Annotated in this window: 24 protein-coding genes; 15 read left to right on the forward strand and 9 right to left on the reverse strand. The window is 35.9% G+C overall.

The features are described from left to right. Positions 1-68 precede the first annotated feature (68 nt). From eno to BD809_RS08935, 5 genes are all read left to right on the forward strand, one after another. Entirely contained in the window at positions 69-1,355 is a 1,287-nt protein-coding gene (eno, locus tag BD809_RS08915) for a phosphopyruvate hydratase (protein ID WP_148782625.1), read from the forward strand. Between the two features lie 178 nt (positions 1,356-1,533). Next, a complete protein-coding gene (locus tag BD809_RS08920; protein ID WP_148782626.1) occupies positions 1,534-2,820 on the forward strand; it encodes a citrate synthase in 1,287 nt (428 codons plus the stop codon). A 173-nt stretch (positions 2,821-2,993) separates the two neighbouring features. Next, a complete protein-coding gene (locus tag BD809_RS08925) occupies positions 2,994-3,908 on the forward strand; it encodes a dimethylarginine dimethylaminohydrolase family protein (RefSeq protein ID WP_148782627.1) in 915 nt (304 codons plus the stop codon). 13 nt (positions 3,909-3,921) lie between these two features. Then, positions 3,922-4,854 (forward strand): citrulline utilization hydrolase CtlX, encoded by a 933-nt coding sequence (gene ctlX / locus BD809_RS08930; protein ID WP_148782628.1) that lies wholly within the window; start codon positions 3,922-3,924, stop codon positions 4,852-4,854. A 12-nt stretch (positions 4,855-4,866) separates the two neighbouring features. Next, complete coding sequence (locus BD809_RS08935) at positions 4,867-5,277, forward strand: RrF2 family transcriptional regulator (protein ID WP_148782629.1); 411 nt, start codon at positions 4,867-4,869, stop codon at positions 5,275-5,277. Here BD809_RS08935 and BD809_RS08940 read toward each other — a convergent pair. The 3 genes from BD809_RS08940 to BD809_RS08950 all read right to left on the reverse strand — a co-directional run bounded on the left by BD809_RS08940 (position 5,274) and on the right by BD809_RS08950 (position 7,855). Continuing rightward, positions 5,274-5,900, reverse strand: a complete 627-nt coding sequence (locus tag BD809_RS08940; protein WP_148782630.1) for a chromophore lyase CpcT/CpeT — start codon at positions 5,898-5,900, stop codon at positions 5,274-5,276. The two genes, BD809_RS08935 and BD809_RS08940, sit on opposite strands and share 4 nt — an antisense overlap. Positions 5,901-5,973: 73 nt before the next feature. Continuing rightward, complete coding sequence (locus BD809_RS08945) at positions 5,974-7,401, reverse strand: SDR family oxidoreductase (protein ID WP_148782631.1); 1,428 nt, start codon at positions 7,399-7,401, stop codon at positions 5,974-5,976. A gap of 22 nt (positions 7,402-7,423) precedes the next feature. Then, on the reverse strand, positions 7,424-7,855 hold the full coding sequence (locus BD809_RS08950) for a hypothetical protein (RefSeq protein WP_148782632.1): 432 nt from the start codon (positions 7,853-7,855) through the stop codon (positions 7,424-7,426). A gap of 136 nt (positions 7,856-7,991) precedes the next feature. Between BD809_RS08950 and argS the strand changes: the two genes are divergently transcribed. From argS to BD809_RS08970, 4 genes are all read left to right on the forward strand, one after another. Further along, complete coding sequence (gene argS / locus BD809_RS08955; RefSeq protein WP_148782633.1) at positions 7,992-9,770, forward strand: arginine--tRNA ligase; 1,779 nt, start codon at positions 7,992-7,994, stop codon at positions 9,768-9,770. A 191-nt stretch (positions 9,771-9,961) separates the two neighbouring features. After that, on the forward strand, positions 9,962-10,504 hold the full coding sequence (locus tag BD809_RS08960; protein WP_148782634.1) for a lipid-binding SYLF domain-containing protein: 543 nt from the start codon (positions 9,962-9,964) through the stop codon (positions 10,502-10,504). Positions 10,505-10,747: 243 nt separating this feature from the next. Continuing rightward, the gene (gene ffh / locus BD809_RS08965) at positions 10,748-12,076 is read left to right on the forward strand and encodes a signal recognition particle protein (RefSeq protein WP_148782635.1); all 1,329 of its coding nucleotides are present in this window, start codon (positions 10,748-10,750) and stop codon (positions 12,074-12,076) included. A 37-nt stretch (positions 12,077-12,113) separates the two neighbouring features. Beyond that, positions 12,114-13,001 carry a bifunctional 5,10-methylenetetrahydrofolate dehydrogenase/5,10-methenyltetrahydrofolate cyclohydrolase gene (locus BD809_RS08970; protein ID WP_148782636.1) on the forward strand — a complete coding sequence of 296 codons (888 nt, stop codon included), beginning with the start codon at positions 12,114-12,116 and terminating at the stop codon, positions 12,999-13,001. Between the two features lie 460 nt (positions 13,002-13,461). Here the strand turns inward: BD809_RS08970 and BD809_RS15755 are convergent, their stop codons facing one another. From BD809_RS15755 to rho, 3 genes are all read right to left on the reverse strand, one after another. Next, positions 13,462-14,610 (reverse strand): SH3 domain-containing protein, encoded by a 1,149-nt coding sequence (locus BD809_RS15755; RefSeq protein WP_246131483.1) that lies wholly within the window; start codon positions 14,608-14,610, stop codon positions 13,462-13,464. Positions 14,611-15,185: 575 nt separating this feature from the next. Continuing rightward, on the reverse strand, positions 15,186-15,854 hold the full coding sequence (gene msrA, locus BD809_RS08980) for a peptide-methionine (S)-S-oxide reductase MsrA (protein WP_148782637.1): 669 nt from the start codon (positions 15,852-15,854) through the stop codon (positions 15,186-15,188). A gap of 142 nt (positions 15,855-15,996) precedes the next feature. After that, positions 15,997-17,652: a transcription termination factor Rho gene (rho, locus tag BD809_RS08985; protein ID WP_148782638.1), complete on the reverse strand. Its 1,656-nt coding sequence runs from the start codon at positions 17,650-17,652 to the stop codon at positions 15,997-15,999. Between the two features lie 200 nt (positions 17,653-17,852). Between rho and BD809_RS08990 the strand changes: the two genes are divergently transcribed. Further along, positions 17,853-18,263 (forward strand): DUF4293 domain-containing protein, encoded by a 411-nt coding sequence (locus BD809_RS08990; protein WP_148782639.1) that lies wholly within the window; start codon positions 17,853-17,855, stop codon positions 18,261-18,263. Between the two features lie 57 nt (positions 18,264-18,320). Here the strand turns inward: BD809_RS08990 and BD809_RS08995 are convergent, their stop codons facing one another. Continuing rightward, on the reverse strand, positions 18,321-18,815 hold the full coding sequence (locus BD809_RS08995) for a metallophosphoesterase family protein (protein ID WP_148782640.1): 495 nt from the start codon (positions 18,813-18,815) through the stop codon (positions 18,321-18,323). Between the two features lie 115 nt (positions 18,816-18,930). Between BD809_RS08995 and truA the strand changes: the two genes are divergently transcribed. Both truA and BD809_RS09005 read left to right on the forward strand, forming a co-directional pair. Next, positions 18,931-19,677, forward strand: coding sequence for a tRNA pseudouridine(38-40) synthase TruA (gene truA, locus BD809_RS09000; protein WP_148782641.1), 747 nt, complete (start codon positions 18,931-18,933; stop codon positions 19,675-19,677). After that, entirely contained in the window at positions 19,678-21,441 is a 1,764-nt protein-coding gene (locus tag BD809_RS09005; protein WP_148782642.1) for an ABC transporter ATP-binding protein, read from the forward strand. Between the two features lie 4 nt (positions 21,442-21,445). On the opposite strand, the gene cdaA is transcribed toward BD809_RS09005, so the two are convergent. Both cdaA and folP read right to left on the reverse strand, forming a co-directional pair. After that, on the reverse strand, positions 21,446-22,222 hold the full coding sequence (gene cdaA / locus BD809_RS09010) for a diadenylate cyclase CdaA (protein ID WP_148782643.1): 777 nt from the start codon (positions 22,220-22,222) through the stop codon (positions 21,446-21,448). 30 nt (positions 22,223-22,252) lie between these two features. Beyond that, complete coding sequence (folP, locus tag BD809_RS09015) at positions 22,253-23,101, reverse strand: dihydropteroate synthase (protein WP_148782644.1); 849 nt, start codon at positions 23,099-23,101, stop codon at positions 22,253-22,255. Between the two features lie 175 nt (positions 23,102-23,276). Here folP and BD809_RS09020 point away from each other — a divergent pair, with 175 nt between their 5' ends. From BD809_RS09020 to BD809_RS09030, 3 genes are read left to right on the forward strand one after another with little or no spacing between them, the layout of a single operon-like run. Beyond that, a complete protein-coding gene (locus tag BD809_RS09020) occupies positions 23,277-23,822 on the forward strand; it encodes a DUF1599 domain-containing protein (protein WP_148782645.1) in 546 nt (181 codons plus the stop codon). Positions 23,823-23,878: 56 nt separating this feature from the next. Further along, on the forward strand, positions 23,879-24,991 hold the full coding sequence (locus BD809_RS09025; RefSeq protein ID WP_148782646.1) for a BT_3928 family protein: 1,113 nt from the start codon (positions 23,879-23,881) through the stop codon (positions 24,989-24,991). 6 nt (positions 24,992-24,997) lie between these two features. Further along, on the forward strand, positions 24,998-26,068 hold the full coding sequence (locus BD809_RS09030; protein WP_148782647.1) for an ABC transporter permease: 1,071 nt from the start codon (positions 24,998-25,000) through the stop codon (positions 26,066-26,068). Positions 26,069-26,079: the final 11 nt, after the last annotated feature.

Here is a 26,079-nt window from a genome sequence, read left to right on the forward strand (position 1 = left end):
GGTGTAGAAAACTATTCCTGTTTTGTATATTGCCTATCAATTTTATCAATCAACCAAAATTAAAACTTATGAGTATCATAATAAATATTCACGCGAGACAAATTTTAGATTCTAGAGGAAATCCAACAGTAGAGGTGGATGTGGTTACCGAGAATGGTGTCTTAGGCCGTGCGGCCGTGCCATCGGGTGCATCTACAGGAGAACATGAGGCCGTTGAATTACGTGATGGAGGCAAAGCCTTCATGGGGAAAGGGGTAAGTAAAGCCATTGAGAATGTTAATACGACAATTGCCGAATCCTTACTCGGATATTCAATTTTTGATCAAAATTTAATTGACTCAAAAATGATCGAACTTGATGGGACACCAAATAAATCTAATCTTGGAGCAAATGCAATTCTTGGAGTTTCTTTGGCTGTAGCTAAAGCAGCTGCCAATGAACTCAATTTACCGCTGTATCGTTATATTGGAGGAGTAAGCGCAAATACCTTGCCTGTACCGATGATGAATATTATCAATGGTGGTTCCCATAGTGATGCTCCGATTGCTTTTCAGGAATTTATGGTAATGCCTGTTAAGGCTACTAACTTTTCTCATGCCATGCAAATGGGAACAGAGATTTTTCACCATCTCAAAAAAGTGTTGCATGATCGTGGATTAAGTACGGCAGTTGGTGATGAAGGTGGTTTTGCTCCTACACTTGATGGGACTGAAGATGCGTTGGATTCTATTGCATTGGCAGTAAAAAATGCCGGTTATAGCTTTGGTGACGAGATCATGATTGCTTTAGATTGTGCGGCAGCCGAATTTTATGTGAACGGAAAATATGATTACACTAAATTTGAAGGCGATACAGGTAAAATCCGAACCAGTGAAGAGCAAGCGGATTATCTAGCTGAGCTATCTGAAAAGTATCCAATAATTTCTATCGAAGATGGAATGGATGAGAATGACTGGGAAGGATGGAAATACCTGACGAGTAAAATCGGAGATAAAGTACAGTTGGTTGGAGATGATTTGTTTGTTACCAATGTAGAGCGTTTGAATAAAGGTATCCAGAACGATACAGCAAATTCTATTTTGATCAAAGTAAATCAAATCGGGACACTTACCGAAACGATTGCAGCTGTCAATATGGCTCATAATGCCGGGTATACTTCAGTAATGTCTCATCGATCCGGGGAAACCGAAGATACTACTATTGCCGATCTAGCTGTCGCGCTTAACACAGGGCAAATCAAAACAGGTTCTGCTTCGCGAAGTGATCGTATGGCAAAATATAATCAACTTTTAAGGATAGAGGAAGAGTTGGGAGATGTAGCATACTATCCTAAGCAAAATGCTTTTAAAATTTAAGAACGTCACTATATAATGTGTTTAAATAGGTCATTTCTCTTAATGACCTATTTTTTTGCGATAAAAGCAATAATTTAATCTTAAGATAGCAAATTCATACTTGGAAAAATCACTTATTTAGTCTATATTTTGTAATTTAGCAAACCTTTATTATAACAGCAAAATTCTATATAAACACATGTCAAAAATAGCTAGATTAGAAATCGACGGCAACACATATGAGTTTCCCATTATCAAAGGGACAGAAAATGAATTAGGAATCGATATTAAAACGCTTCGTGGTGTTACCGGCGGAGTTACCACCATAGATCCGGGATACAAAAATACAGGTAGTTGTGAGAGTGCAATTACGTTCTTGGACGGAGAAAAAGGAATCTTACGATACCGAGGGTATGCCATTGAAGAATTAGCAGAAAAAGCTAATTTTCTTGAAGTAGCGTACTTGTTGATTTTTGGAGAACTTCCTAATGCAGAACAGTTAGCTAAATTTGATAAAGATATTAAAGAGGAGTCTCATGTAGATGAGGATATGAAAAAGATTTTGGATGGCTTCCCAAAAAGCGCACATCCAATGGGTGTTCTTTCTTCTTTAACCAGTGCATTGGTTGCTTTTAACCCTAGCTCTGTAGATGTTGATTCCGATGAAGCGATGTATAATGCTATCGTAAAGATCATGGGTAAGCTACCGGTTTTGGCTGCATGGACCATGCGTAAGAGAAAAAGTTTGCCATTAGACTATGGAGATAATTCATTAGGCTATGTAGAGAATTTACATAAAATGATGTTCTCAAGGCCTAATAAAGCATATGAAACTAACAAAGTGGTAAATGACGCTTTGGATAAACTTTTAATTTTACATGCAGATCACGAACAAAACTGTTCTACATCGACTGTGAGAATAGTAGGTTCATCCCATGCCGGATTATTTGCTTCATTATCAGCAGGGATCTCAGCACTTTGGGGGCCACTTCATGGAGGAGCAAATCAAGCAGTTATCGAAATGCTTGAAGCTATAAAAGCTGACGGTGGTGATACTGCAAAATATATTGAAAAAGCTAAGGATAAGGATGACGCTTTCAGACTTATGGGTTTTGGTCACAGAGTATATAAAAATTTTGACCCACGAGCCAAAATTATTAAAAAATCAGCAGAAGAAGTGTTGGGCGATTTAGGTATAGACGATCCTGTGCTGGATATTGCCAAAGGCTTGGCAAAGGTCGCGTTAGAGGACGATTATTTTGTTAAGCGTAAATTGTATCCTAACGTAGACTTCTATTCTGGAATTATTTATAGAGCTCTTGATATACCAACCGAAATGTTTACTGTTATGTTTGCTTTAGGTAGATTACCCGGATGGATCGCGCAATGGAGAGAGATGCGATTAAGAAAAGAACCAATTGGTCGTCCAAGACAGATTTATATTGGTGAGACAGAACGTTCATTCAAATCAATTGCTGAACGATAGAGTTTTAAAATCATAACAAGTTCGATAGAATTTGTAGCAGTATAGATAGTCTCTGATTTTCATAATACGCAAAGATTTCAACCATTTTTGAGTAGTATATGTCAGAGACTTTTTATTTTTGACAGATTGTGACTTCTTTATAGGTTAAGCATACAATTTTTAAATTAATTTCTTTGAAACTAAATATTCAGAATGAAACCTCTAGATTACGAGCGGTAATCTTGGGTACAGCAAAAAGTAATGGAGCGACACCTACTCTCCAAGAGGCATATGATCCTAAATCAATTGAACATATCAAAGCAGGAACATATCCTACAGTAAAAGATATGATACACGAGATTGAGAGTGTCGCAGCAGTATTAAAAAAATATGATGTAGCGGTGTATCGACCTGAGATAATAGAGGATTATAACCAAATTTTTGCTAGGGATATAGGGCTGGTAATAGAGGATAAGTTTATTAAGGCTAATATTTTACCGGATAGGGAAAAAGAAATTGACGCTATAAAGCATGTAATTGCAAAGATCGATGCTGACCATGTTTATAAGGCAGCTTCAGAAGATATACATTTTGAGGGTGGGGATATTATGGTGCATAACGATTATATCTTTATAGGAACGTATTTGGGAGATGATTACAGTGATTGTATCGTAGCACGTACTAATATGGAAGGGGTAGCCTACATAGCTTCCCTATTTCCACATAAAAAAGTAAAGGCTTTTGATCTAAATAAATCTATGACAGATCCTCGTGACAACGCTTTGCACCTAGACTGTTGTTTTCAACCGGTTGGGCATGATAAAGCTATTATTCATAAAGAAGGATTTAGAAACCCCGAAGAATATGAGTTCTTGGTAGATTTATTTGGGTTTGATAATTTATTTCATATCGATAAAAAGGAAATGTATCACATGAATTCGAACATTTTTTCTATCGCTGAAGATGTAGTTATTTCTGAACGAAATTTTAATAGATTGAATGACTGGTTGCGTAAGAATAAAATAACGGTAGAAGAGGTTCCTTATGCCGAAATAGCAAAGCAAGAGGGGTTATTAAGGTGTTCCACACTTCCGCTAATAAGAGATTAACACATTATAATACATGAAACAAGTTACAGATACGTTGGTAATGATACGTCCGGTGCAGTTTAGAATGAATGAGCAAACCGCTGTCAATAATTACTATCAGGAAGATTTAAATATTATACCTGAAACAGCAAACACTAAAGCACAACGCGAATTTGATGAGTTTGTCACGAAGCTTAAAGCTGCCGGAGTACAAGTGATTGTGATCGATGATGATAAAAAGTTAGATACCCCTGATTCTATATTTCCGAATAATTGGATTTCTTTTCATGAAAATGGAACTGTAGGGTTGTATCCCATGTTTGCTCCAAACCGTCGTAGAGAGCGCCGTCCAGAAGTTTTAGATATTGTTGAATCATCCGGTTTTAGAATTGATAATATCGTTGATTATACAAGTGCCGAGGAGCAAGATGTTTTTCTGGAAGGTACTGGAAGTCTTGTCTTGGATAGAGTGGGTCGTAAAGCATATTGTGCCTTATCAGCTAGAGCTGATGAAGAGCTATTAATTGAATTCTGTGAAGATTTTGAATATACACCGGTAATATTTACTGCGTACCAAACTGTAGAAGGAAAAAGATTGCCAATATATCATACCAATGTTATGATGGGTATAGCCGAAACATTTGCGCTTGTATGTTTGGACGCTATTGATGATAAAAAAGAAAAGAAAAGCGTAGTAGACTTTTTAAGAAGTGATAATAAAGAAGTGATTGCTATCAGCGAAGAACAGGTTAATAACTTTGCTGGAAACGTATTGCAAGTACATGGGACGGATGATAAGCGTTTACTGGTTATGTCATCTTCTGCTTTTGCTGCATTGACAACTACCCAAATTGCCGCTATCAAAAAACATTGTGATATTTTACATAGTGACTTAGAGACTATTGAGACCTTAGGTGGGGGTAGTGCTCGCTGCATGATGGCCGAAGTATTTCTTCCCAAAGAATAAAACATAAAAAGAATGCTTTCTAAAAAAACAAAGTATGGACTTAAGGCCTTAACCTATATTGCGCGTAAGCAATGTAGTGAGCCTGTTTTGATTTCGGAAATCGCTGAAAGCGAAAACATATCTCAAAAGTTTTTGGAAAGCATTTTATTAACCTTGCGTAAAAATGGCTTGTTAGGTTCTAAGAAAGGAAAGGGTGGGGGATATTATTTAATAAAATCTCCATCAGATATTACTATGGCAAGTGTTATCAGGATACTTGAGGGACCTATTGCTATGGTTCCATGTGTTAGTCTCAATTTTTATGAACGTTGCGCAGACTGTCCGGATGAGGATGCGTGCGCAGTACATGCGCTAATGATTGAGGTTAGAGATAAAACCTTGAGTGTTTTAGAGGGTAAAACAATTGCAGACTACGTAGACTAATCCTCAATTCTTTTATATAGATAAGGACCATTTATTTTTCCCCAAACTTGTTTTCCTTTAGTGTCAAATCCCTTTGTCCATTCTGACAATCTGTTGGTGCTTATTATAATTTGGCTAGCTATATGTGATATACCGGGTCTGTTGCTTTTGCAAGTATTACGCTCGGTTTTTCCAACATAGATATTGGATGTTTGTCTTGTAAATTTAATGTCACAGCCTTCTCTAAGAAGTAAGTCTTTTGAAGAAATTCTTTTGGCCACATGTTCTGCAATTAAGTCAGATGTAATCCGTTTTGTGTTTTCAGGAAGTTTATAGAGTTTACTGACAATTGTTACGCTATCCAGTCGCTCAAACCGAATAACTCTACGCTGTATAATTTGTGAGGTATCATTACCATCAGTCCATTCCGCAAACATCCAATATCCTGATGTATTCTCCCAAACAGGGGTAATGTTGAGAACAATTGCTTTGTAGCTGGCATCTTTAAAAGCTTGCTCTTTAGTGCTAAAACTTCCGATGAATAAAGAGGAGAATTTCTGCAACTCTATATCAATGGACTTATTAGAAATACAGCCGACAGATAAAGTTAAAAGTAAGATTGGTATAAGTAAACGTCTTGTCATAAGGTGTAATAATACAACTTATTACGTAAAAACCGTAATTAATCGATAAAAACATCTACTTGATCGATGTTTTTTAAGAATTATTAACAATTTTTTTAATCATGCCTCCAAAAATGAAATAATGAAAAGGCACCATGGCGTACCAGTATATCCGACCCCAAATACCTTTTGGTCTAAAGGTTGCAGTTTGATAAAGCATTTGATTATCGTCAATTTCAAACTCTAACCACGCCTCACCGGGTACACGCATTTCTGCAAAAAGTAGTAATCTTTTATTATTTTTATCCGCCACCAATACACGCCAAAAATCCAAAGCATCCCCAGAGTGTATAATATTTTGATGTGTTCTTCCTCGCCTCAGCCCGACACCGCCAAATAATTTGTCTATATAGCCTCTTAGTCTCCACAACCAATTGCCATAGTACCACCCGGTATCACCTCCAATACGCCATATTCGTTGAAGTACTTTATCGGGATTTTTAACCTTCATACGTTTTGTGTCTTTTAGACAGCCATGTGTAGGTACGGTAATATATTTTTGGAGATCTTCTTTGAAGCGACCACTGATCATAGAGTCTTTCCAGCTTGATACTACCTGGTTTTGTTCAATTTTAGTAAAGGCTAAATCCAACGCTCTATTATAAGACATTGGTTCAATATTGAGTATTTTTTGAAGCCTTTTATCCTTAGCTATTACCGGTATTTTCATACTGTCAACTAAATTGAGGGCCAATTTATAGGAAGTAGAGGTAACAAAATATAACCAGTAAGAGGATAGCTTGGGTGTCATAACTGGCACCGATATAATTGTTAAGTTTAAAGCTCTTGATTTAGCATAAATTTTAAGCATTTCTTTGTACGTAAGCACATCTGGTCCGCTGATGTCAAAAGATTGATCATAACACTGATCATTATTGAGAACACCTACCATAAAACTCAGTACATCTCTTATAGCGATGGGTTGTGTTTTTGTATTTACCCATTTTGGGGTGATCATTAAGGGGAGTTTCTCGCATAAATCTCTAATTATTTCGAATGATGAGCTTCCCGAGCCCACGATAATTCCGGACCTTAACACTGTAAGTTTATAATTACCTTCATACAAGATGCTTTCAACATTTTTTCTGGACCATAGGTGTTTCGATAAGTTTTTTTCATTAACAATTCCACTTAAGTAGATGACTTGCTTAATATCAGTGTTTGCTACGAGCGTATTAAAATTATAAGCAGATTGCTCTTCCTTTTTGTCAAAATCTGACGTAGAAGAACTCATAGAATGGATTAAATAATACGCTGCCTCAATAGACTGGGGTAAATCATTGGGTGTCGGTTCTTTGAGAAAGTCAATTTCAACCACTTCCATAGTTGTGCTGTACTCCTTTGGAACGACAAAACGGCTCGTGTCTCTAACGCAGCAGATAACATAATGACCTTTATCAATTAACACAGAGAGTAGTCGTCTACCAATATAACCATTTGCACCTGTCAAAAGTATTCGCATATTTTTATGTTTGTTTTAATCGTTATAAATCTTCAATAGCTGTTGGGCGTTGATCAGATTTTAAGTTGAGAATCTTTTTGATAAAGGAGTGTGTCTTTTTATCATGGCTACTAGCTTTGATCTTAACGTAGTAGTTATCTCGATAAATAGAATATTCGTCGGCGGTTCCCTTGTAGATGGAAAGTTTATAAAAAGGTATTACCAGTGCATAGGTTTCCAGCCGTATATGAAAACCAAGTATAATTCCAGATGGTCTCAATTCAATATTACAAGTGTTCAAGTCGTTGTTGAGTTGTAGCAAATTGTAAATTTGAATGCTGGCTTGAGTAATATAAAGTTTAGGAGATCCTACACCTTTTAATTTGAAACGTTCTTTTAAAGTGAAGGGTGCACCCACTTCCGAAATAATTTTTTTCTTTACTTCAGGGTCATTGTGAGAAGTGTTGATTAGCATTTTTATTACAAGATAAGCAATTGACAATAATTCTTATAGTGATAGCGTATTATTTCTTTTATCTTTGCAGACTGATTTTTAGACCGTAGTAGTCACATTTAGTATTTTAATTATTAATAAGCCAAGCGAATTGCAAATGACCTTTTCTCAAACCATTATAACGCACGTTAAACAAGCAGTACAGCAACTTTATGACGCAACTTTGGACACTGTAGAAATTCAGCCAACACGTAAAGAGTTCGCCGGAGATATTACAGTAGTAGTTTTTCCTGTATTAAAAGTGGTAAAGAGAAACCCTGTTCAAATAGGAGAGCAAATAGGAGCGTATTTGGTAACAAATGTGTCAGAAATTCAAGGTTTTAATGTGATAAAAGGCTTTTTGAACCTTGAGATAGCAGATGAGTACTACCTTAACTTTTTCAATAGTCACAAGGATAATAAAAGCTATGGTTTAGTTGATCCAAAGAAAGATGAGCCAGCAGTGATGGTTGAGTACTCTTCACCCAATACCAATAAACCGTTGCATCTTGGTCATGTCAGAAACAATTTGTTAGGGTATGCAGTATCAGAAATAATTAAAGCGAGTGGAGCTAGCGTGTATAAAACTCAAATTATTAATGACCGCGGAATACATATTTGCAAATCGATGCTTGCATGGAAAAATTTTGGGAATGGGGAGACCCCAGAATCAACTGGTCTTAAGGGAGATAAGTTGGTTGGTAATTATTATGTTAAGTTCGACCAGGTATATAAAGATGAAATTAAAGAATTAATCAATCAGGGAGTATCCGAAGAAGAAGCTAAACAACAAGCTCCAAGCTTATTGGCAGCGCAGCAGATGCTAATACAATGGGAAGCTGGTGATCCTGAGGTTGTGGCCTTATGGAAACGGATGAACGAATGGGTATACGAGGGTTTTGCTCAAACATATGAAGCCCTGGGGGTAGATTTTGATAGTTATTATTATGAAAGTAATACCTATTTATTGGGTAAAGATAATATTGATGAAGGCTTAGAGAAAGGTGTGTTCTTTAAGAAAGAAGATGGTTCTGTCTGGTGCGATCTTACCGATGAAGGATTGGATGAAAAGTTGGTGTTGCGTAGTGACGGTACATCGGTCTATATGACACAAGATATCGGAACGGCAATTCAACGTATAAAAGATAATCCAGATGTGGGTGGTATGATTTATACCGTAGGTAATGAGCAGGATTATCATTTTAAAGTGCTGTTTCTTATTCTCAAAAAACTAGGGTACAACTGGGCAGAGAATTTACATCACTTAAGCTACGGAATGGTAGATTTGCCAAGTGGGAAAATGAAAAGTAGAGAGGGGACTGTGGTAGATGCAGATGAACTAATTGCAGAAATGATCACTACGGCACAAACAATTTCTGAAGATTTAGGAAAGTTAGATGGATATTCTGACGAGGAAAAACAAGCGGTGTATACTAATATAGGATTAGGAGCATTAAAATATTACATTCTCAAAGTAGATCCAAAAAAGCGAATTTTGTTTAATCCGGAGGAATCTGTAGATTTTCAAGGTAATACAGGACCTTTCATTCAGTATACTTACGCGCGTATTCAAGCCATCTTGAGAAGAGCTGATTTTGACTGGTCAGCGCCAGTAGAGAATATTGGGCTGCTCGATAAAGAAAGAGAAGTGATTAAGCAATTAGAGCTTTATCCAGAAATTATACAAACAGCCGCCAGAGATCTAAGCCCGGCCGTGATTGCGAATTACACCTATGACTTAGTAAAATCATATAATTCATTTTTCCAAAATGTTTCAATTTTTGGAGCAGATAACGAAGCAGAAATGCATTTTAGAGTTCAGTTATCAAATTTGGTAGGGGTTGTCATTAAATCTTCATTCGCTTTGTTGGGAATTGTAGTTCCGGAAAGAATGTAGTTCGTCTGAAACATAATTTTCATTTTATATAGTATGAACTCCTACAAGACAACTCTTGTGTGTAGGATTATTTGCATATTTTAAGAGTAATTCATTTTAATTATTATTTCTGTAAGTAAATACTAACGCATCGTTAACAGCCTTTTGGGTTGTATATCAATACTTTTGAAATATAACTAAAACAATAACCGATGAAAATGAAAACTTGTATAAGTATGCTATTGATGATATTTTTAGTGTCGATAGGATACGCTCAGATAGATCAAGAAAAGTCTCTTGAATTACAAACCGAAGCGAAAGAAATAAAAACTGAACTTTTGCAAACAGATCCTACAATGGCATCCTTTTTTGATAAGTCTGCAGGATATGTGATATTCCCAACCGTAGGAAAAGGAGGATTCATTGTTGGGGGAGCTTATGGAAAAGGGGTTGTATACGATAATGGAATGTATGTTGGAACTGCAGAACTGAAGCAATTAGATGTAGGATTGCAAGCAGGAGGTAAAGCATATACCGAAATTGTCTTCTTTGAAACAGAAAAAGCCTTGGAGAATTTTAAAAATGATAAATTCGAGCTATCTGCAGAAGTATCCGCTATCGCAATTAAAACAGGAGTAGCAAAAAAAGCACAATTTGAAAATGGAGTTGCTGTATTTGTTCACCAAAAAGGTGGATTAATGGCCGAAGCTACCATCGGCGGTCAAAAGTTCAATTTTCATCCTGAAAATATGTAATAAAGATTTGATTGGTAGGTTAGATGGAAAGAGCCGCTTAAGCCGAAAGGTTTAAGTGGTTCTTTGTTTTTATTTAAATTCAGGATTTTAAAAAGATCAAAAATTAGCCTAGTCATCCAAAATGACGAAATGGTTAGGCCTCAAATAATTCCTTCACTTCTTGTTGATTTTTATGCTTCAAAATCGTTAAATTTGCAGCTTTACTGCCCGTCAGGGTAGGGTTCAATTTTATAAGTAAAACATATGTTTGATAATTTAAGTGATAAGTTAGATAAAGCGTTACATATTCTCAAAGGGCACGGGCAAATTACAGAAGTAAACGTAGCCGAAACTCTTAAAGAAGTTCGTAGGGCATTGGTGGATGCAGATGTAAATTATAAAATAGCCAAAGATTTTACTGCAAGGGTAAGAGAAAAAGCTTTGGGTCAGGATGTCCTTAAAAGTTTGAAGCCTGGTCAGCTTATGGTTAAGTTGGTAAAGGATGAGCTTACTGAGCTTATGGGAGGAGATGCAGTTGGTATCGATACCTCTGGTAATCCATCTGTAATTCTAATGTCAGGGCTACAAGGATCTGGTAAGACTACCTTTTCCGGTAAATTAGCAAACTACTTAAAAGATAAGAAAAAGAAAAAACCCTTGTTAGTTGCTTGTGATGTATATCGTCCCGCTGCTGTAGATCAGTTACATGTAGTAGGAGATCAAATTAATGTTGAGGTCTTTAGCGATAAGGGTAATACGAATCCGGTAGCTATTGCCAAAGCAGGAATCGCATATGCAAAGGCGAATGATTTTGATACGGTTATTGTCGATACTGCTGGTCGTTTGGCAATTGATGAAATGATGATGACTGAGATTGCGAATATTCACAAAACAATACAGCCTAACGAGACTTTGTTTGTAGTGGATGCTATGACCGGTCAAGACGCGGTTAATACGGCTAAAGCTTTTAATGAAGTCCTTAATTTTGATGGGGTTATTCTCACAAAACTGGATGGGGATACCAGAGGTGGTGCCGCTATTTCTATTAAATCCGTTGTAAATAAGCCTATTAAATTTGTCGGAATGGGAGAAAAGATGGACGCATTAGATGTGTTCTATCCTTCTCGTATGGCTGATAGGATCTTAGGGATGGGTGATGTAGTTTCTTTAGTCGAACGTGCACAGGAACAGTTCGATGAAGAAGAAGCAAGAAAACTTCAGAAGAAAATTGCTAAAAACCAGTTTGGGTTTGATGATTTTTTAAAGCAAATACAGCAGGTTAAAAAGATGGGTAATATGAAGGATCTTATGGGGATGATTCCCGGAGCCGGCAAAATGCTCAAAAATATAGATGTTGATGATGATGCGTTTAAACATATTGAAGCGATAATTCACTCTATGACACCTGCAGAACGAACTAAGCCCCAAATTATTAATGCGAGTCGTAAAAAGCGTATTGGTAAAGGATCAGGTACCTCGGTGCAACAGGTAAATCAGTTGTTAAAGCAGTTTGATCAAATGAGTAAGATGATGAAGATGATGCAAGGTGGGGGCGGCAAACGAATGATGCAGATGATGAATAAGATGCAATAACCTTTTATTATTTATAGATCACAACACAACGACAACAATGAAAATACTCGATGGTAAGAAAGTAAGTAACGATATTAAAAATGAAATAGCAGCTGAGGTACAAAAGATAAAGGACAGAGGAGAAAAAGTGCCTCATCTTGCAGCGGTAATTGTCGGGAACGATGGTGCAAGTCTTACGTATGTTGGCAGCAAGGTGCGTGCTTGTGAAAGAATCGGTTTTGAGTCTACTTTAGTAAAGATGCCTAGTACTACTAGTGAAATTGAATTGCTTACTAAAATCGAAGAGCTTAATAATAATTCTAATATTGATGGTTTTATTGTACAATTACCATTACCTCCACAAATAGACACTCAGAAAGTATTGTTAGCTGTTGATCCCGATAAGGATGTAGATGGTTTTCATCCCATGAATTTTGGGAAAATGGCATTGGATATGTCTACTTTTATTCCTGCCACCCCGTTTGGTATATTAGAATTATTAGAGCGATACGAGGTAGATACAAAAGGTAAGCATACAGTAGTTATCGGTCGCAGCCATATTGTTGGCAGACCTATGAGTATACTAATGGGGAGAAAAGGTTGGCCTGGAAATTCTACTGTTACCTTGACTCACAGTCATACTAAAAATATTACTCAAATAATATCTCAAGCTGATATTGTCATTTCTGCATTGGGAGTACCGGGCTTTTTAAAAGCCGAAATGGTAAAGGATGATGCTGTTGTTATAGATGTTGGGATTACACGTGTAACAGATGATAGTACGGAGAAAGGTTATAAAATTGTGGGAGATGTAGATTTTGATAACGTAAGTAAAAAAGCCTCCTTTATAACACCTGTACCTGGTGGAGTAGGGCCAATGACTATAGCTATGTTATTAAAAAATACCCTTTTGGCGAGAGAGCGTCATCGCAAAGTATCAAATTAATTCCTGTTGGAGCTTTTAGATAGGTTTTGTTCAGGTTAAAATTTATTACGCTAGAATAGCATAGACTTAAATAAATAGTATAACATATAGAAGCGAGCAATTATATTTGTTCGCTTTTTTTTGTGGTTTAAATATGCAATTCCTTGTTAAGCGATACTTTCGCTATTTCTGTGCTGGAATGATTGAAGAGGAAGATGAGTTTAGTAGATGAGGATAATTCGATAGGGAGGCCTATGCTTGATAACAATACTAAGCTTACGTTAGATCGTCACTATATACGATACGTTCTAATGCATAAACAATCAATTCAATTGCTATGACTACTAAGGATAGAGAATATCAACCAATCTAAAAAAGGAAAATCCTCGTAATTGCTTACGAGGATTTTATTATATTTTCTACATTTAAATTGGAAACGGTGATTAAAAACTCTTGACTTTTTTAATCATTCCAAGTATTCTTATTGATCGTTGAAAGAATCAGCGTCAATGTTATCTTGGTCTTCGTTACCGTATCCAAGTCCTCCATTAGGTAATAGGTCTAATGAAAGTGTGTATGAAGGAATGTTTATTCCTTTTGAAGTTTTAACTGGGTTAAAATCTAAGATATCCTGACCTTTCTCGTACAAAGCGTTTTGAGTAAAAGTTCCGTATTTCTTTCCATTTTTTTCAGTTTCTCTCCAGTCTTTACCGTATGCAATTTTTGCGTAGTACTCTCCTGCAGGGATGTTTTTGATATAGTGTGTAGTGTTACTCTTAATATAAGTCTCACGAACACATACATCATCTGCTGCCGTTTTACCCATTTGATATAACTTAACAACAACCTCAGTATTTTTACCTACGTTAATTTTTAAGTAGTTATCTAATTTATAGTCATACTTAGCCTTAACCGAAGATGATTTCGGTGCAGAACCTGACTTATAAGTCTTTTTCTCCCAAGAAGAATACTTATCTTCTTTAGTAACAGCCATTGGTGCAGCAGCAGCTCCTCTAGAAGAAGATCCGTAAGACGGTGTTGTTGATTCGATAGGAGAAGATGCTAGGTCGGTATTTGCCGCTCTTCTATTAGCTTCTTCAACAGCTCTTCTAGTTTCTTCAGATTCTGCAGCAGCTCTTCGAGCAGCAACAGCCTGATTTCTTTTTGCAGCTTCAGCATCTGCAATAGCTTTAGCTTCTTGTGCTTCAGCTTCTCTCTTTAAACGTTCAGCTTCAGCAATTGCTTTTCTAGCAGCTTCTTCTGCAGCTTTCTTAGCAGCCTCTGCACTAGCAATTGCTTTTGCAGCAGCAGCTCTTGCCGCATCTTTTTTGGCCTCAGCAGCTTGCGCAGCTCTTTCTGCATCTGCAATTCTACTGTCTTCGGTTAAAAGAGTAGTAAGAACAAATCCATTAATGTTTTTGTGCTGTACTGTACTCCAGTCTCCGTAGTCACTGCTAATTACATAAACTTGAGTTCCTTTTGGAACCTCGGCAATGATGTTGTAATTAGCTCCAGGTCCACTTCGCACTTCAAGTTTGCGTTCAGACATCAAATAACGCTCTGACGTTTGAGCAAAAGAGTTTGAAAATGTGATCACCAAGAGCAAGATAAATGTAAAAATTGGTTTCATAATCTTAGGGTTTACATGTTAAAATTCAAATTGTAGATTTGGTTATCTATTAATATTCTTGAAATCCTGTAAAGAAATTTCTTTCATATTACTTTCGGTAAACTTAAAAATTCATTTTAATAAAAACGAAAATTAAACTTTTAAGTTTTTGTCAATTTAAATTACTTTTCAACAATTGGTTAATAACTCAAGTGAATAAAAGCAATCTAAAACACTCTAAAGGCTTGTCTATCAGTTATTTAGGCTTTAATCCCTTTAGTTTAACTTTAATGTTGTTGATTAAAGTCCTGATAAGAAAACCTTTAAGGTATAAACAAAAGTAGCTTTTTATATTTAAAATACCAACATGTTTTTACTTTATTTCCCGTTTTTTTTAATTTATTCTATTCCTAGAAGTGTATTTCGTCGATAATTTTGTGTATTACACCTGTATTTTAAGTAGTTTTAAGATTATTGTTGTCTGGTTTTAATAGTATCGTAAAACAGGAATTTCCGTTTATCTAATTATTTTGCCGTTTATGGTTTTTGTTAAAGCTATATACGGTTCTCACTGGAAAACGAGAAACTGAAAAATTTTAATGACTGTTAGATTTTTTTAAAAGCTCCGGAAATTTTGATTGAAATTTTTTCAATCTGGGAATTGAAACATTTTGTATGTAGGAATTCGAAGGGTTTCTTTTCTCATAATCTTGATGATATGCTTCTGCAACCCAAAATTTATGAAATGGTAAGACTTCTGCTGCAATTGTTGAATTTAACTTTTGGCTTAATTTAGTTTTCTTTTTAATTATAATCTCTTTTTGTGCTTCGTTTTGATAAAAAATGATGGATCTGTATTGTGATCCTCTATCGGGTCCCTGTCCATTTGTCTGTGTAGGGTTTTGTGAACCAAAGTAAATGTCAACTAGAGAGCTAAACGAAACAATATTTGGATCATATAGCACTTCAACTGCTTCGGCATGTCCCGTACGTCCTGTATTGCTGGACTCATAGGTTGGGTTTTTGGTATGTCCTCCAGCGTATCCCGATACAACTTCTTTTACTCCGTGTACACTTTCATAGATTGCCTCTACACACCAAAAGCATCCGCTGGCAAAGTATGCAAATTCATAGCCATCTTGGGGTGCAACTTGTATAGGGTTTTGATTTGCTGATGTTGTGTGCTGGTGATCAGACTCTTTTTGTTGACTGTTTCCTTTGCAAGCGCTAAGGATGATGATAAAGATTAAAGATAAAAATTTCATGCGTATAAGATTTTGTTTCTAAGGTAGTCTCTTTTTCTCGAACAACCTTTCATATAATAATATGTTAATGAATAAAACAAGAAAGCGGCTGTTATTTTTAAAAACAACAGCCGCTTTGATAAGGTGTAAAGAAGTTTCTTGGTTATCCGTTCATAGATATTAAAAATTCTTCGTTGTTACGTGTTTGCTTAAAGCGTTGATTAATAAACTCCATCGCTTCTACCGGATTCATGTCAGCCAAGTATTTGCGCATAATCCACATGCGTTGTATAGTAGTGTCGTCTAATAAGATGTCATCTCTACGGGTACTACTAGATATCAAATCAATAGCAGGGAAGATTCGTTTGTTCGCTATTCTACGATCTAATTGTAATTCCATATTACCCGTTCCTTTAAATTCTTCGAAGATAACTTCGTCCATTTTGGATCCGGTATCTGTTAATGCAGTAGCAATGATTGATAAAGAGCCTCCATTTTCGATATTTCTTGCGGCTCCAAAGAATCTTTTCGGTTTGTGCAGAGCATTCGCATCAACACCACCACTTAAAATTTTACCACTAGCTGGTTGTACGGTGTTGTATGCTCGTGCAAGACGAGTAATAGAGTCTAAAAGAATCACAACATCATGTCCACATTCTACTAATCGCTTTGCTTTCTCCAAAACAATATTCGCTACTTTAACATGTTCATGCGCTTCTTTATCAAAAGTTGAAGCAATAACCTCTCCACTAACATTACGCTGCATGTCGGTTACCTCTTCAGGTCTTTCATCTATAAGTAGAATCATTTGGTATACCTCCGGATGGTTGGCTGCAATTGCATTAGCAACATCCTTGAGTAGCATTGTTTTACCGGTTTTAGGTTGAGATACAATCATACCACGTTGTCCTTTACCAATAGGGGCAAAAAGATCCATAATACGTGTAGAGATGGTGCTCTGTTTGTCGGCTAGATTAAATTTATCTTGTGGAAATAATGGTGTTAAATGTTCAAATGATACGCGATCACGTACTACTTGAGGATCCATTCCATTTATTTTATTCACTTTAATTAAAGGAAAATACTTTTCTCCTTCTTTAGGAGGCCTTACCTGACCGAGTACTGTGTCACCAGTTTTTAGTCCAAAAAGTTTTATTTGTGACTGAGAGACATAAATATCATCAGGAGAGGATAGGTAGTTGTAATCACTAGAACGGAGAAAACCATATCCATCTTGCATGATGTCTAAAACACCTTCACTCTGAATGATGGCGTCAAATTCGTAATCGGGTTCTTTATAGCGATTTCTGCTATCTCTGTTTCCCTGGTCACGATTACCGTTGTCACGTTTATTAGGAGTGTTGTTCTTGTTTTTATTTTTGTCGCTAGGTCTATTTCTGCTGTCTTTTTTATCCTCTTTTTTATCTTCTCTCTTGTGTACAGGCTTTTTTCTTTCCTGATGTGCAGGAGGAGGTGTTTTTTCTGTCGGAAGTTCTTTTTTAGTTTCAACAGGCTCACTGGAAGCTGTCTTTTTATCAAAACTTTTTTCTGAAGGAGGGTTGGGTTTTTGCATAACCTTTGCACGAGGACGTCGTGGTTTCTGCTCCGTTTTTTTTGAAGTATCTTCTTCTTTTTCTTTTGGGGATGTTTCGGTTTTCACCACTTCCTTCACTTTGTTTGGATTTGAAGCCTGATAATCAAGTATTTGATATACCAAATCCAATTTTTTCATAGTACGAAATTTAGGTACATTGAGGGTTTTCGCAATTTCCTGTAATTCAGGAAGCTTTTTCGCTTTTAATTCAGAAATTTCTAACATTTAAATATGTAATATAATTTTTGTTTTGGTATAAATTTTCTAAAGAAGAATTCTAGGAAAATTTTATTTTGAAGGTAAGTAACCTTAATTGAATTGGTTACGCTATTATAGATGCAAGTATACGACTTTATTTTTAAATTTTTAGTCTTAATAATAAAAAGAAACTCTTATTTTTGCTATCCTTATATGTAAACAGTACTATGTTACAACGAATACAAACGATATACTTATTACTTGCCGCTGGGGTTTCTGGTGCGGTTTGTCTATTTTTGCCATATGGTTTAAATAAACAAGGCGATGGATTGTATGCGTATACCGAACCTACTATTTTTGGGTTTTATATCGCTTCGGCTTGTTTGTCGTTAGTAGCAATTTTTTTATTTAAAAATCGAAAGCTTCAATTTGTATTGGGGCGTATCAATATCTTATTAAACTTTATTTTACTAGGAGTATTTGTTTATTGGTCGCTAACGGTATCTGGAGAGACAATTGTTTCTGAGAAAGGTATTGGGATGTTGATTCCTATTATTTCTATCGTTTTATTAGTAATGGCCAATCGTGCCATTAAACGGGATGAAGATCTTGTAAAATCTGTAGACCGATTACGATAAACCTAAAATCTTAGTAGTATTAGTGCGTTAAAACCCGAAGTATGCCAACTTCGGGTTTTATTTTGCTCCTAATTCTATTACCTCAAGGTTGTCAATCTTTCCAGAATCTATAGTAAATCGTAACATTGTTCTGGTTTTGTGGAAACCATGCTTACCTGCTGCACCGGGATTCATATGCAGTACGCCATTGTTTTTGTCCATCATAACTTTGAGTATGTGTGAGTGTCCGCAGATAAAAAGCTTAGGTGGATTTGATTTAATCTCATCCCTTGTATTGCTGTTATATTTAGGAGGATACCCACCGATATGTGTTATCCAGACTGAGACACCCTCGCAAGTAAAGCGTTGGTGTAGAGGAAATTCTTTTCTGATCGTATGATTATCAATATTACCATACACTGCGATTAATGGTTTAAGAGCTTTAATTTTATCAGTGACGGCATTGTCTCCAATGTCGCCAGCGTGCCATATTTGATCCGCTTCTTGTATATAATGTAATATGCGATCGTCAATATAACTATGTGTATCGCTGAGAAGTAAAATTTTTGTCAAAATATATAAGGTTAACTTATGTTATAATAAAGAAACAGTTACATAGTAGTATCCAAAGTTTAGGGCAGAAGAACTATATTTGTTCCTTAGATTTACGCAAAAATAAGGTATTGATTTGAGATATTTTTTGGAACTTGCTTATAATGGCACACCTTATCATGGTTGGCAACGACAACCAAACGCAGTATCGGTACAAGAAACCATAGAACAAGCTTTATCGATGATACTTAGAGAAGAGATTGGGATAATGGGAGCTGGTAGAACAGATACTGGTGTACATGCAAAACAGCTAATGGCTCATTTTGACGTTGATAAAAATTTGGATGAGGAAACGCTACGCTATAAGCTCAACTGTATCCTTCCCAAAGAGATTGCGGTATACGGAGTGCGCAAAGTAAGACCTTCGGCACACGCTAGATTTGATGCAGTTAGCCGTTCGTATGAGTATCACATATCCTTTATAAAGAATCCGTTTGCAATTGATACAACATATTATTTGAAAAAGAAGTTAGACCTTACAGTAATGAATGAAGCGGCAGAAATGTTGCTAAATTATACAAACTTTAAGTGCTTTAGCAAGTCTAAAACGGATGTAAAAACATACAACTGTGATATAGCCGAGGCTAAATGGGAGGTTATAGAAAATGGATTAATTTTTAAAATATCTGCAAATCGTTTTTTACGTAATATGGTAAGAGCGATTGTTGGAACGCTTATTGAAATTGGAGAACACAAATTAAGTGTAGTAGATCTCGAACGAATTATCATGAGCGAAGATAGAGGAGAGGCAGGATATTCGGTTCCCGCTGCGGGATTGTTTCTTACGGCAGTTGAGTATCCTAAAACAATATATATTGAATAAATGGCAGAGCAATCAGGAAAGGCATTTGATTTTAAATTATTTCAACGATTAATTAGTTATACGAATCCTTATCGTCTAACATTTTATTTTGTTGGGCTATCCGCAATTTTACTTTCGGTAGTCACGGTACTGAGACCGTATATTCTTCAGATTACCATTGATGAAAGCATCATCCCTAAAGATAACGATTTGTTATTTTATTATATAGCACTCATGTTTGGGATTTTGATGTTGGAGGTGATTTTTCAATTTCTCTTTATATTTTTTGCAAATTGGTTGGGACAACAAGTAGTTCGTGACTTACGGATCAATCTTTTTGGTCATATGATAGCGTTCAAAAAGCAATATTATGATCAATCTGCGGTAGGACGTTTAGTTACCAGAGCGGTGAGCGATATAGAAACCATTTCGAGTATTTTTAGCCAGGGATTGTTTATGATCATCAGCGATTTACTCAAAATGCTTGTCATTATGGGATTCATGTTGTATCAAAGTTGGGAACTAGCTTTGATTGTTTTTTCCATACTCCCATTGATTCTTTACGCCACCAGAGTATTTCAGAAAAAAATGAAATCTGCTTTTGAAGAAGTAAGAACTCAGGTATCCAACCTTAACTCTTTTGTTCAAGAGCGTATAACTGGTATGAAAATAGTTCAGTTATTTACACGTGAAGAAACAGAATACCAGCGATTCAAGTCCATAAATGAAAAGCATAGAAAAGCATGGGTTAAAACCGTTTGGTATAATTCAATATTCTTTCCTATAGCAGAAATGTCTAGTTCAATAACAATAGGACTCATTGTTTGGTTTGGGGGGTTACAGGCAGCACAAGGTGATGGACTAAGTCTAGGTATCGTTATTGCATTTATTGAACTTGCTCAGATGCTTTTTCGCCCGCTACGTCAAATAGCAGATAAGTTCAATACGCTTCAAATGGGAATGGTAGCTGCTAATCGGGTTTTTAAAATCCTTGATACAGAATCTCGGATCATAAACGACGGCACGAAAATTATTGAAGCGTTAAAAGGAGATATTAGATTTGAGAATGTACGATTTAGTTATGTTAAGGATGAAGAGGTTTTAAAAGGAGTTTCTTTTAAAGTTAAGCATGGAGAAACTGTTGCAATTGTAGGAGCTACCGGTGCCGGAAAATCCACTATTATCAACTTGTTGAGTAGATTCTATGAAATTGACGGAGGATCTATCTATATTGATCAAGTAGATATTACTAAAATTAATTTAAAATCACTGCGTGATAATATTGCTTTGGTATTGCAAGACGTATTTTTATTTGCAGATACTATTCTGAATAACATAACACTTTACAACCCTGAGATTAGTGAAGAGGATGTTATAGCTGCAGCCAAACAAATAGGAATTCATGATTTTATCATGACGCTTCCAAGTGGTTACCATTATAATGTTAAAGAACGTGGAGCGATGTTATCGTCAGGTCAGAGGCAATTGATTTCTTTTTTGAGAGCCTATGTTAGTGATCCCGGTATCTTAGTATTGGATGAGGCTACCTCTTCAATAGACTCGCACAGTGAACAGTTAATTCAAGATGCAACAAATAAAATTACTCAAGGGCGAACTTCTATCGTTATTGCTCACAGATTAGCTACGATCAGAAAAGCGGATACAATCATCGTGATGGATCAAGGTAAAATTGTGGAACAAGGAAGTCATGATGAATTACTTACGATCGATCAGGGATATTATAAAAATTTATACGATGTTCAATTTGCAACTGTTTTGGAGTAAGTATCTAAATAAGCTCTTTTTTTAATTTTTCATTGAGTTCATCCAGTGTTTCAAATTTTATGAATTCTCCATTCTTTACGTACGAGATTTGGCCGGTTTCTTCACTCACAATTAAAGCTACTGCATCAGTTTTTTCGGTAATTCCTAAAGCTGCTCTATGCCTCAAACCGTAGCGTAGGGGGATATCTCTGTCATTGGTTACGGGTAGAATCACACGCGTTGCTGTGATCTTGTTGTCCTCAATAATCATAGCCCCATCGTGCAATGTGCTATTTTTATAAAAGATGCTTAGTATAATCGGTGTGTTCAATTTGATGTCCATTACATCGCCAGAGGTTTTGACAAAATCTAAGGAGGTACTGCGTTTAATTACAATAATGGCTCCTGTATGGGTCTTACTCATATTTTTGCATGCAGCAAGAATAGAATTGATATCCGTTAAGCTCTCTTCTGGAGCGTCTCTCATGAATTTTAAGGTTCTTAAAAACTTGCGCCTTCTTCCGAAATTAGTAGAACCAATCATTAAAAGAAATTTTCTTATTTCTTGCTGAAAAACCACGATAAGTGCAAACATTCCCACCCCGATGAATTCACCTAAAACACTACTCAACATTTCCATGGCTAATAATTGTGTCAATTTCCAAACCAAGTAAATCATCACAATTCCGATAAAAATATTGATTGCTGCTGTTCCTTTTACTAGCTTATAGATATAGTATAATAGAAATGCAACCAGTACGATGTCAACTATATCAAGTATTCTTAGGTTTATTATGTCCAATCCAAAGATGTTTTTGTAAAAATATGAAATTTAATTTTTAAAGGCATTTAGAAGCGTAATACATTCTTTAGCCTCAGCTACATCATGTACTCTTAAAATTGAAGCGCCTTGAAGTAAGGCAATCGTATTAAGACATGTGGTACCGTTAAGTGCTTCTTGCGGTGTTTTATCTAGAGTCTTGTATATCATCGATTTTCTTGAGAGCCCTGCTAATACTGGGGCATTAAGCGACTGAAAAAGATTCATCTGCTTCAAAATCTCAAAATTATAAGAATTATTTTTAGCGAATCCGAAGCCTGGATCAATTATAATATCACTTATCTGATACTTACGTGCCTCGGCGATCCGATATGAAAAGTATGATTTCATTTCAATAATCACATTCTCATAAACTGCATTGGATGCCATGGTTTGCGGACTACCTTTCATATGCATCATGATGTAAGGAACTTTTAATTTTCCGACAACTGGTATCATTTCTATGTCCAACATACCTGCCGAAATATCATTAACGAGTGCTGCTCCTGCCTCAATTGCTTTTTTTGCAACTGCACTTCTAAAGGTGTCTATTGAAATTAAAATTTCTGGAAACTTCTTTGTAAGAATATCAATAATCGGAAGTACTCTTTTTAACTCCTCATCCACCGTAATATTGGTTGCCCCCGGTCGTGATGAGTAACCTCCCAAGTCAATAAAAGTTGCACCCTCACTCAACATGCCTTCGGTGTGATTCAGGATGTCGTTTACATCTTTGTGCTTACCGCCGTCATAAAATGAATCCGGGGTAAGATTAAGAATGCCCATAACTTTGGGAGTTGATAAATCCACCAATGTGCCTTTACAATTGAGAGTATAATTCAACTTTTGAGTTGGTATCATGGAGAGCTATTTTAAAATCTATACTTTAGTACTTACATTTATGCTATATCGCTTTAGTAACTAAACGAATTTCTGTTTAACTTAAGAGTAGTCAAAAGTAATTTTCAGTTATTTTGTCGATAATTTGGCATAATTGCTTTAATAACGCGAAATTTACGCAAAATAGAAGAACAAAATGCAGGATACCTCCAGTCAATACGATATAATTGTAGCCCAATGCCGTGATTTATTTACCAAAAAAATGCAAGATTACGGAAGCGCATGGCGAATTTTAAGATTACCTTCTCTCACTGACCAAATATTTATTAAAGCACAACGCATTCGAAGTCTTCAAGAAAACGAAACTCAAAAAATCGAGGAGAATGAAGTAGCCGAATTTATTGGCATTGTTAATTATAGTATTATGGCCTTAATACAGATTGAAAGGGGTATTGCTACCCAACCTGATCTTTCAGCAAAAGATGCTATAGAGCTTTATAATAAACATATCGGGATAACCAAGCAGCTCATGTTGGATAAAAATCATGACTATGGAGAGGCATGGAGAGAAATGCGGGTGAGTTCACTAACGGATTTGATCTTACAAAAATTACTACGGGTCAAACAAATCGAAGATAATCAGGGTAAAACTGTCGTGAGCGAAGGGATCGACGCAAATTATCAGGACATGATTAATTATTCTATTTTTGCTATGATTCATCTTGAGGCTCATAAAAAGTAACGAGTTATTGATGAAAAATGGATCTAATCCTAACAATTTAAAATTAAATAAAGATAATGAAGATACTTGTTCATATTTCACGAATTATAGTCGGTGTATTATTTATATTTTCAGGGTTTATAAAACTTAATGATCCATTAGGATTTTCATACAAACTGCAAGAATATTTTGACGCTAATGTACTTGGCTTAGAATTTTTAATTCCTTTTGCGCTTTTAATAGCAATTTTTCTGGTGATTTTTGAAATACTTGTAGGAGTAACTTTATTATTAGGGTATCTTAAGAAAGTAACACTTTGGTCACTTATGGGTATGATTGTGTTCTTCACTTTCTTAACTTTCTATTCTGCATATTTTAATAAAGTAACAGATTGTGGTTGTTTTGGGGATGCCATTCCGTTAACTCCATGGGAGTCGTTTATCAAAGACGTTATACTCTTGGTGTTCATAATTGTTCTATTTGTGGGTAAAAAGTATATTCAACCTATTGGGGCGGTAGCTTCACATAAGTGGATCGTTTTTGTATGTTTTACGCTATGCTTAGGCTTTGGTTATTATGTTTTGATGCATCTACCTTGGTTGGATTTCAGACCATATAAAATTGGGGTCAATATTGAAGAAGCGATGCAAACTCCTGATGGCGCTCCTGAGGCTGAATTGGCGTACCATTGGAAATTCAGATCCAATGGAGAAGATCATATAATTACTACATCCGGAAGCTATCCATCTTTCTCCGGGGAATTTATTTCAGTCGATACAGAGACAATTTCTGAAGGTTACGTGCCTCCAATTCATGATTTTTCAATTGAAAAAGATGGGGTAGATTATACGAAGCAGTTTTTAAACGAAGACAAATTACTGGTTATCGTTATGTACAATCTGCTTAAGAGTGAAAAACAAGGCATGAAAAAAATAAATACATTAGTTAAGGATGCTCAACAAGCCGGATATAAAGTTATAGGTCTGTCAGCATCCATATCAGATCAAATAATGGAGGCTAAACAAGCTTTTAAATTTGATTTAGATTTTTATAGCGTAGATGAGACAGCCTTAAAAACAATAGTGCGCTCCAATCCTGGAATACTTAGATTACAACGAGGTACAATTAAGCAAAAACTGCATTGGAACGACAGTGATGAACTCAATTTTGAAACTAACGGTGAAGATTAAAAAAATATGTATAAGTATTTATCCAAGTTCGGTTATGCGTTATTAACGCTTTTTGGCGTTGTGACCGTGATTTTTTTCCTATTCACTATTCTTCCCGGTGATCCTGCACAAATGATGTTGGGTCAAAATGAAACCGAAGAACAGTTGCAAAATGTGAGAAAAAAATATGGCTTCGATCAACCTCTAGGAGTACAATACCTATATTATCTCAACGATTTGTCCCCATTATCTTTCCATAATAAAGAAGAGGACGCTTTTACATTTTATAATACCAGTAAATATTCAGGAACCGTACTTGTGGATCTTGACGAAATTCAAATAGTGCTTAAATTACCTTACCTACGAGAATCCTTTCAGAAAAATGGAAAAAAGGTAAGTCAGGTTATTAAAGAAACTTTACCTAATACTGCTTTGCTAGCAGTGTCGGCTATCAGTATAGCGATAATATTCGGAGTAATTTTTGGGATTATCAGCACCTTAACCAAAAATAGGTGGCCGGATCATGTAATTCAATTGGTGAGTACAGTTGGAATGAGTGTACCGTCATTTTTTAGCTCGATCATCTTTGCTTGGTTGTTTGGATATGTGCTGCAAGAATATACACACCTTAATATGACAGGTAGTTTGTATGAAGTTGATGATTTCGGAGAAGGGAGCTACATTCAATGGAAAAATTTAATATTACCTTCAATCGTTTTGGGTATTCGTCCACTGGCAGTGATCACTCAGCTTATGCGTAATTCTTTATTAGAAGTGCTCAACATGGATTACATTAGAACGGCAAGAGCTAAAGGTCTTAGTGAATTTAATATAATTAGAAAACATGCTTTGAGGAACTCATTGAATCCTGTAGTAACCGCTGTATCAGGTTGGTTTGCATCAATGTTGGCCGGAGCAGTCTTTGTTGAATATATTTTTGGCTGGAACGGCTTAGGAAAAGAAATAGTAGATGCTCTCAACGCGTTGGATCTACCTATTATTATGGGAGCAGTATTGATCATAGCCTCTTTGTTTATTCTTATCAATAGTATGGTTGATATTATTTACGGATGGTTGGATCCTAGAGTTAGAATATGATAAAAAAATTG

Source organism: Aquimarina intermedia (genome assembly GCF_008124785.1).
Classification (GTDB): Bacteria; Bacteroidota; Bacteroidia; order Flavobacteriales; family Flavobacteriaceae; genus Aquimarina; species Aquimarina intermedia.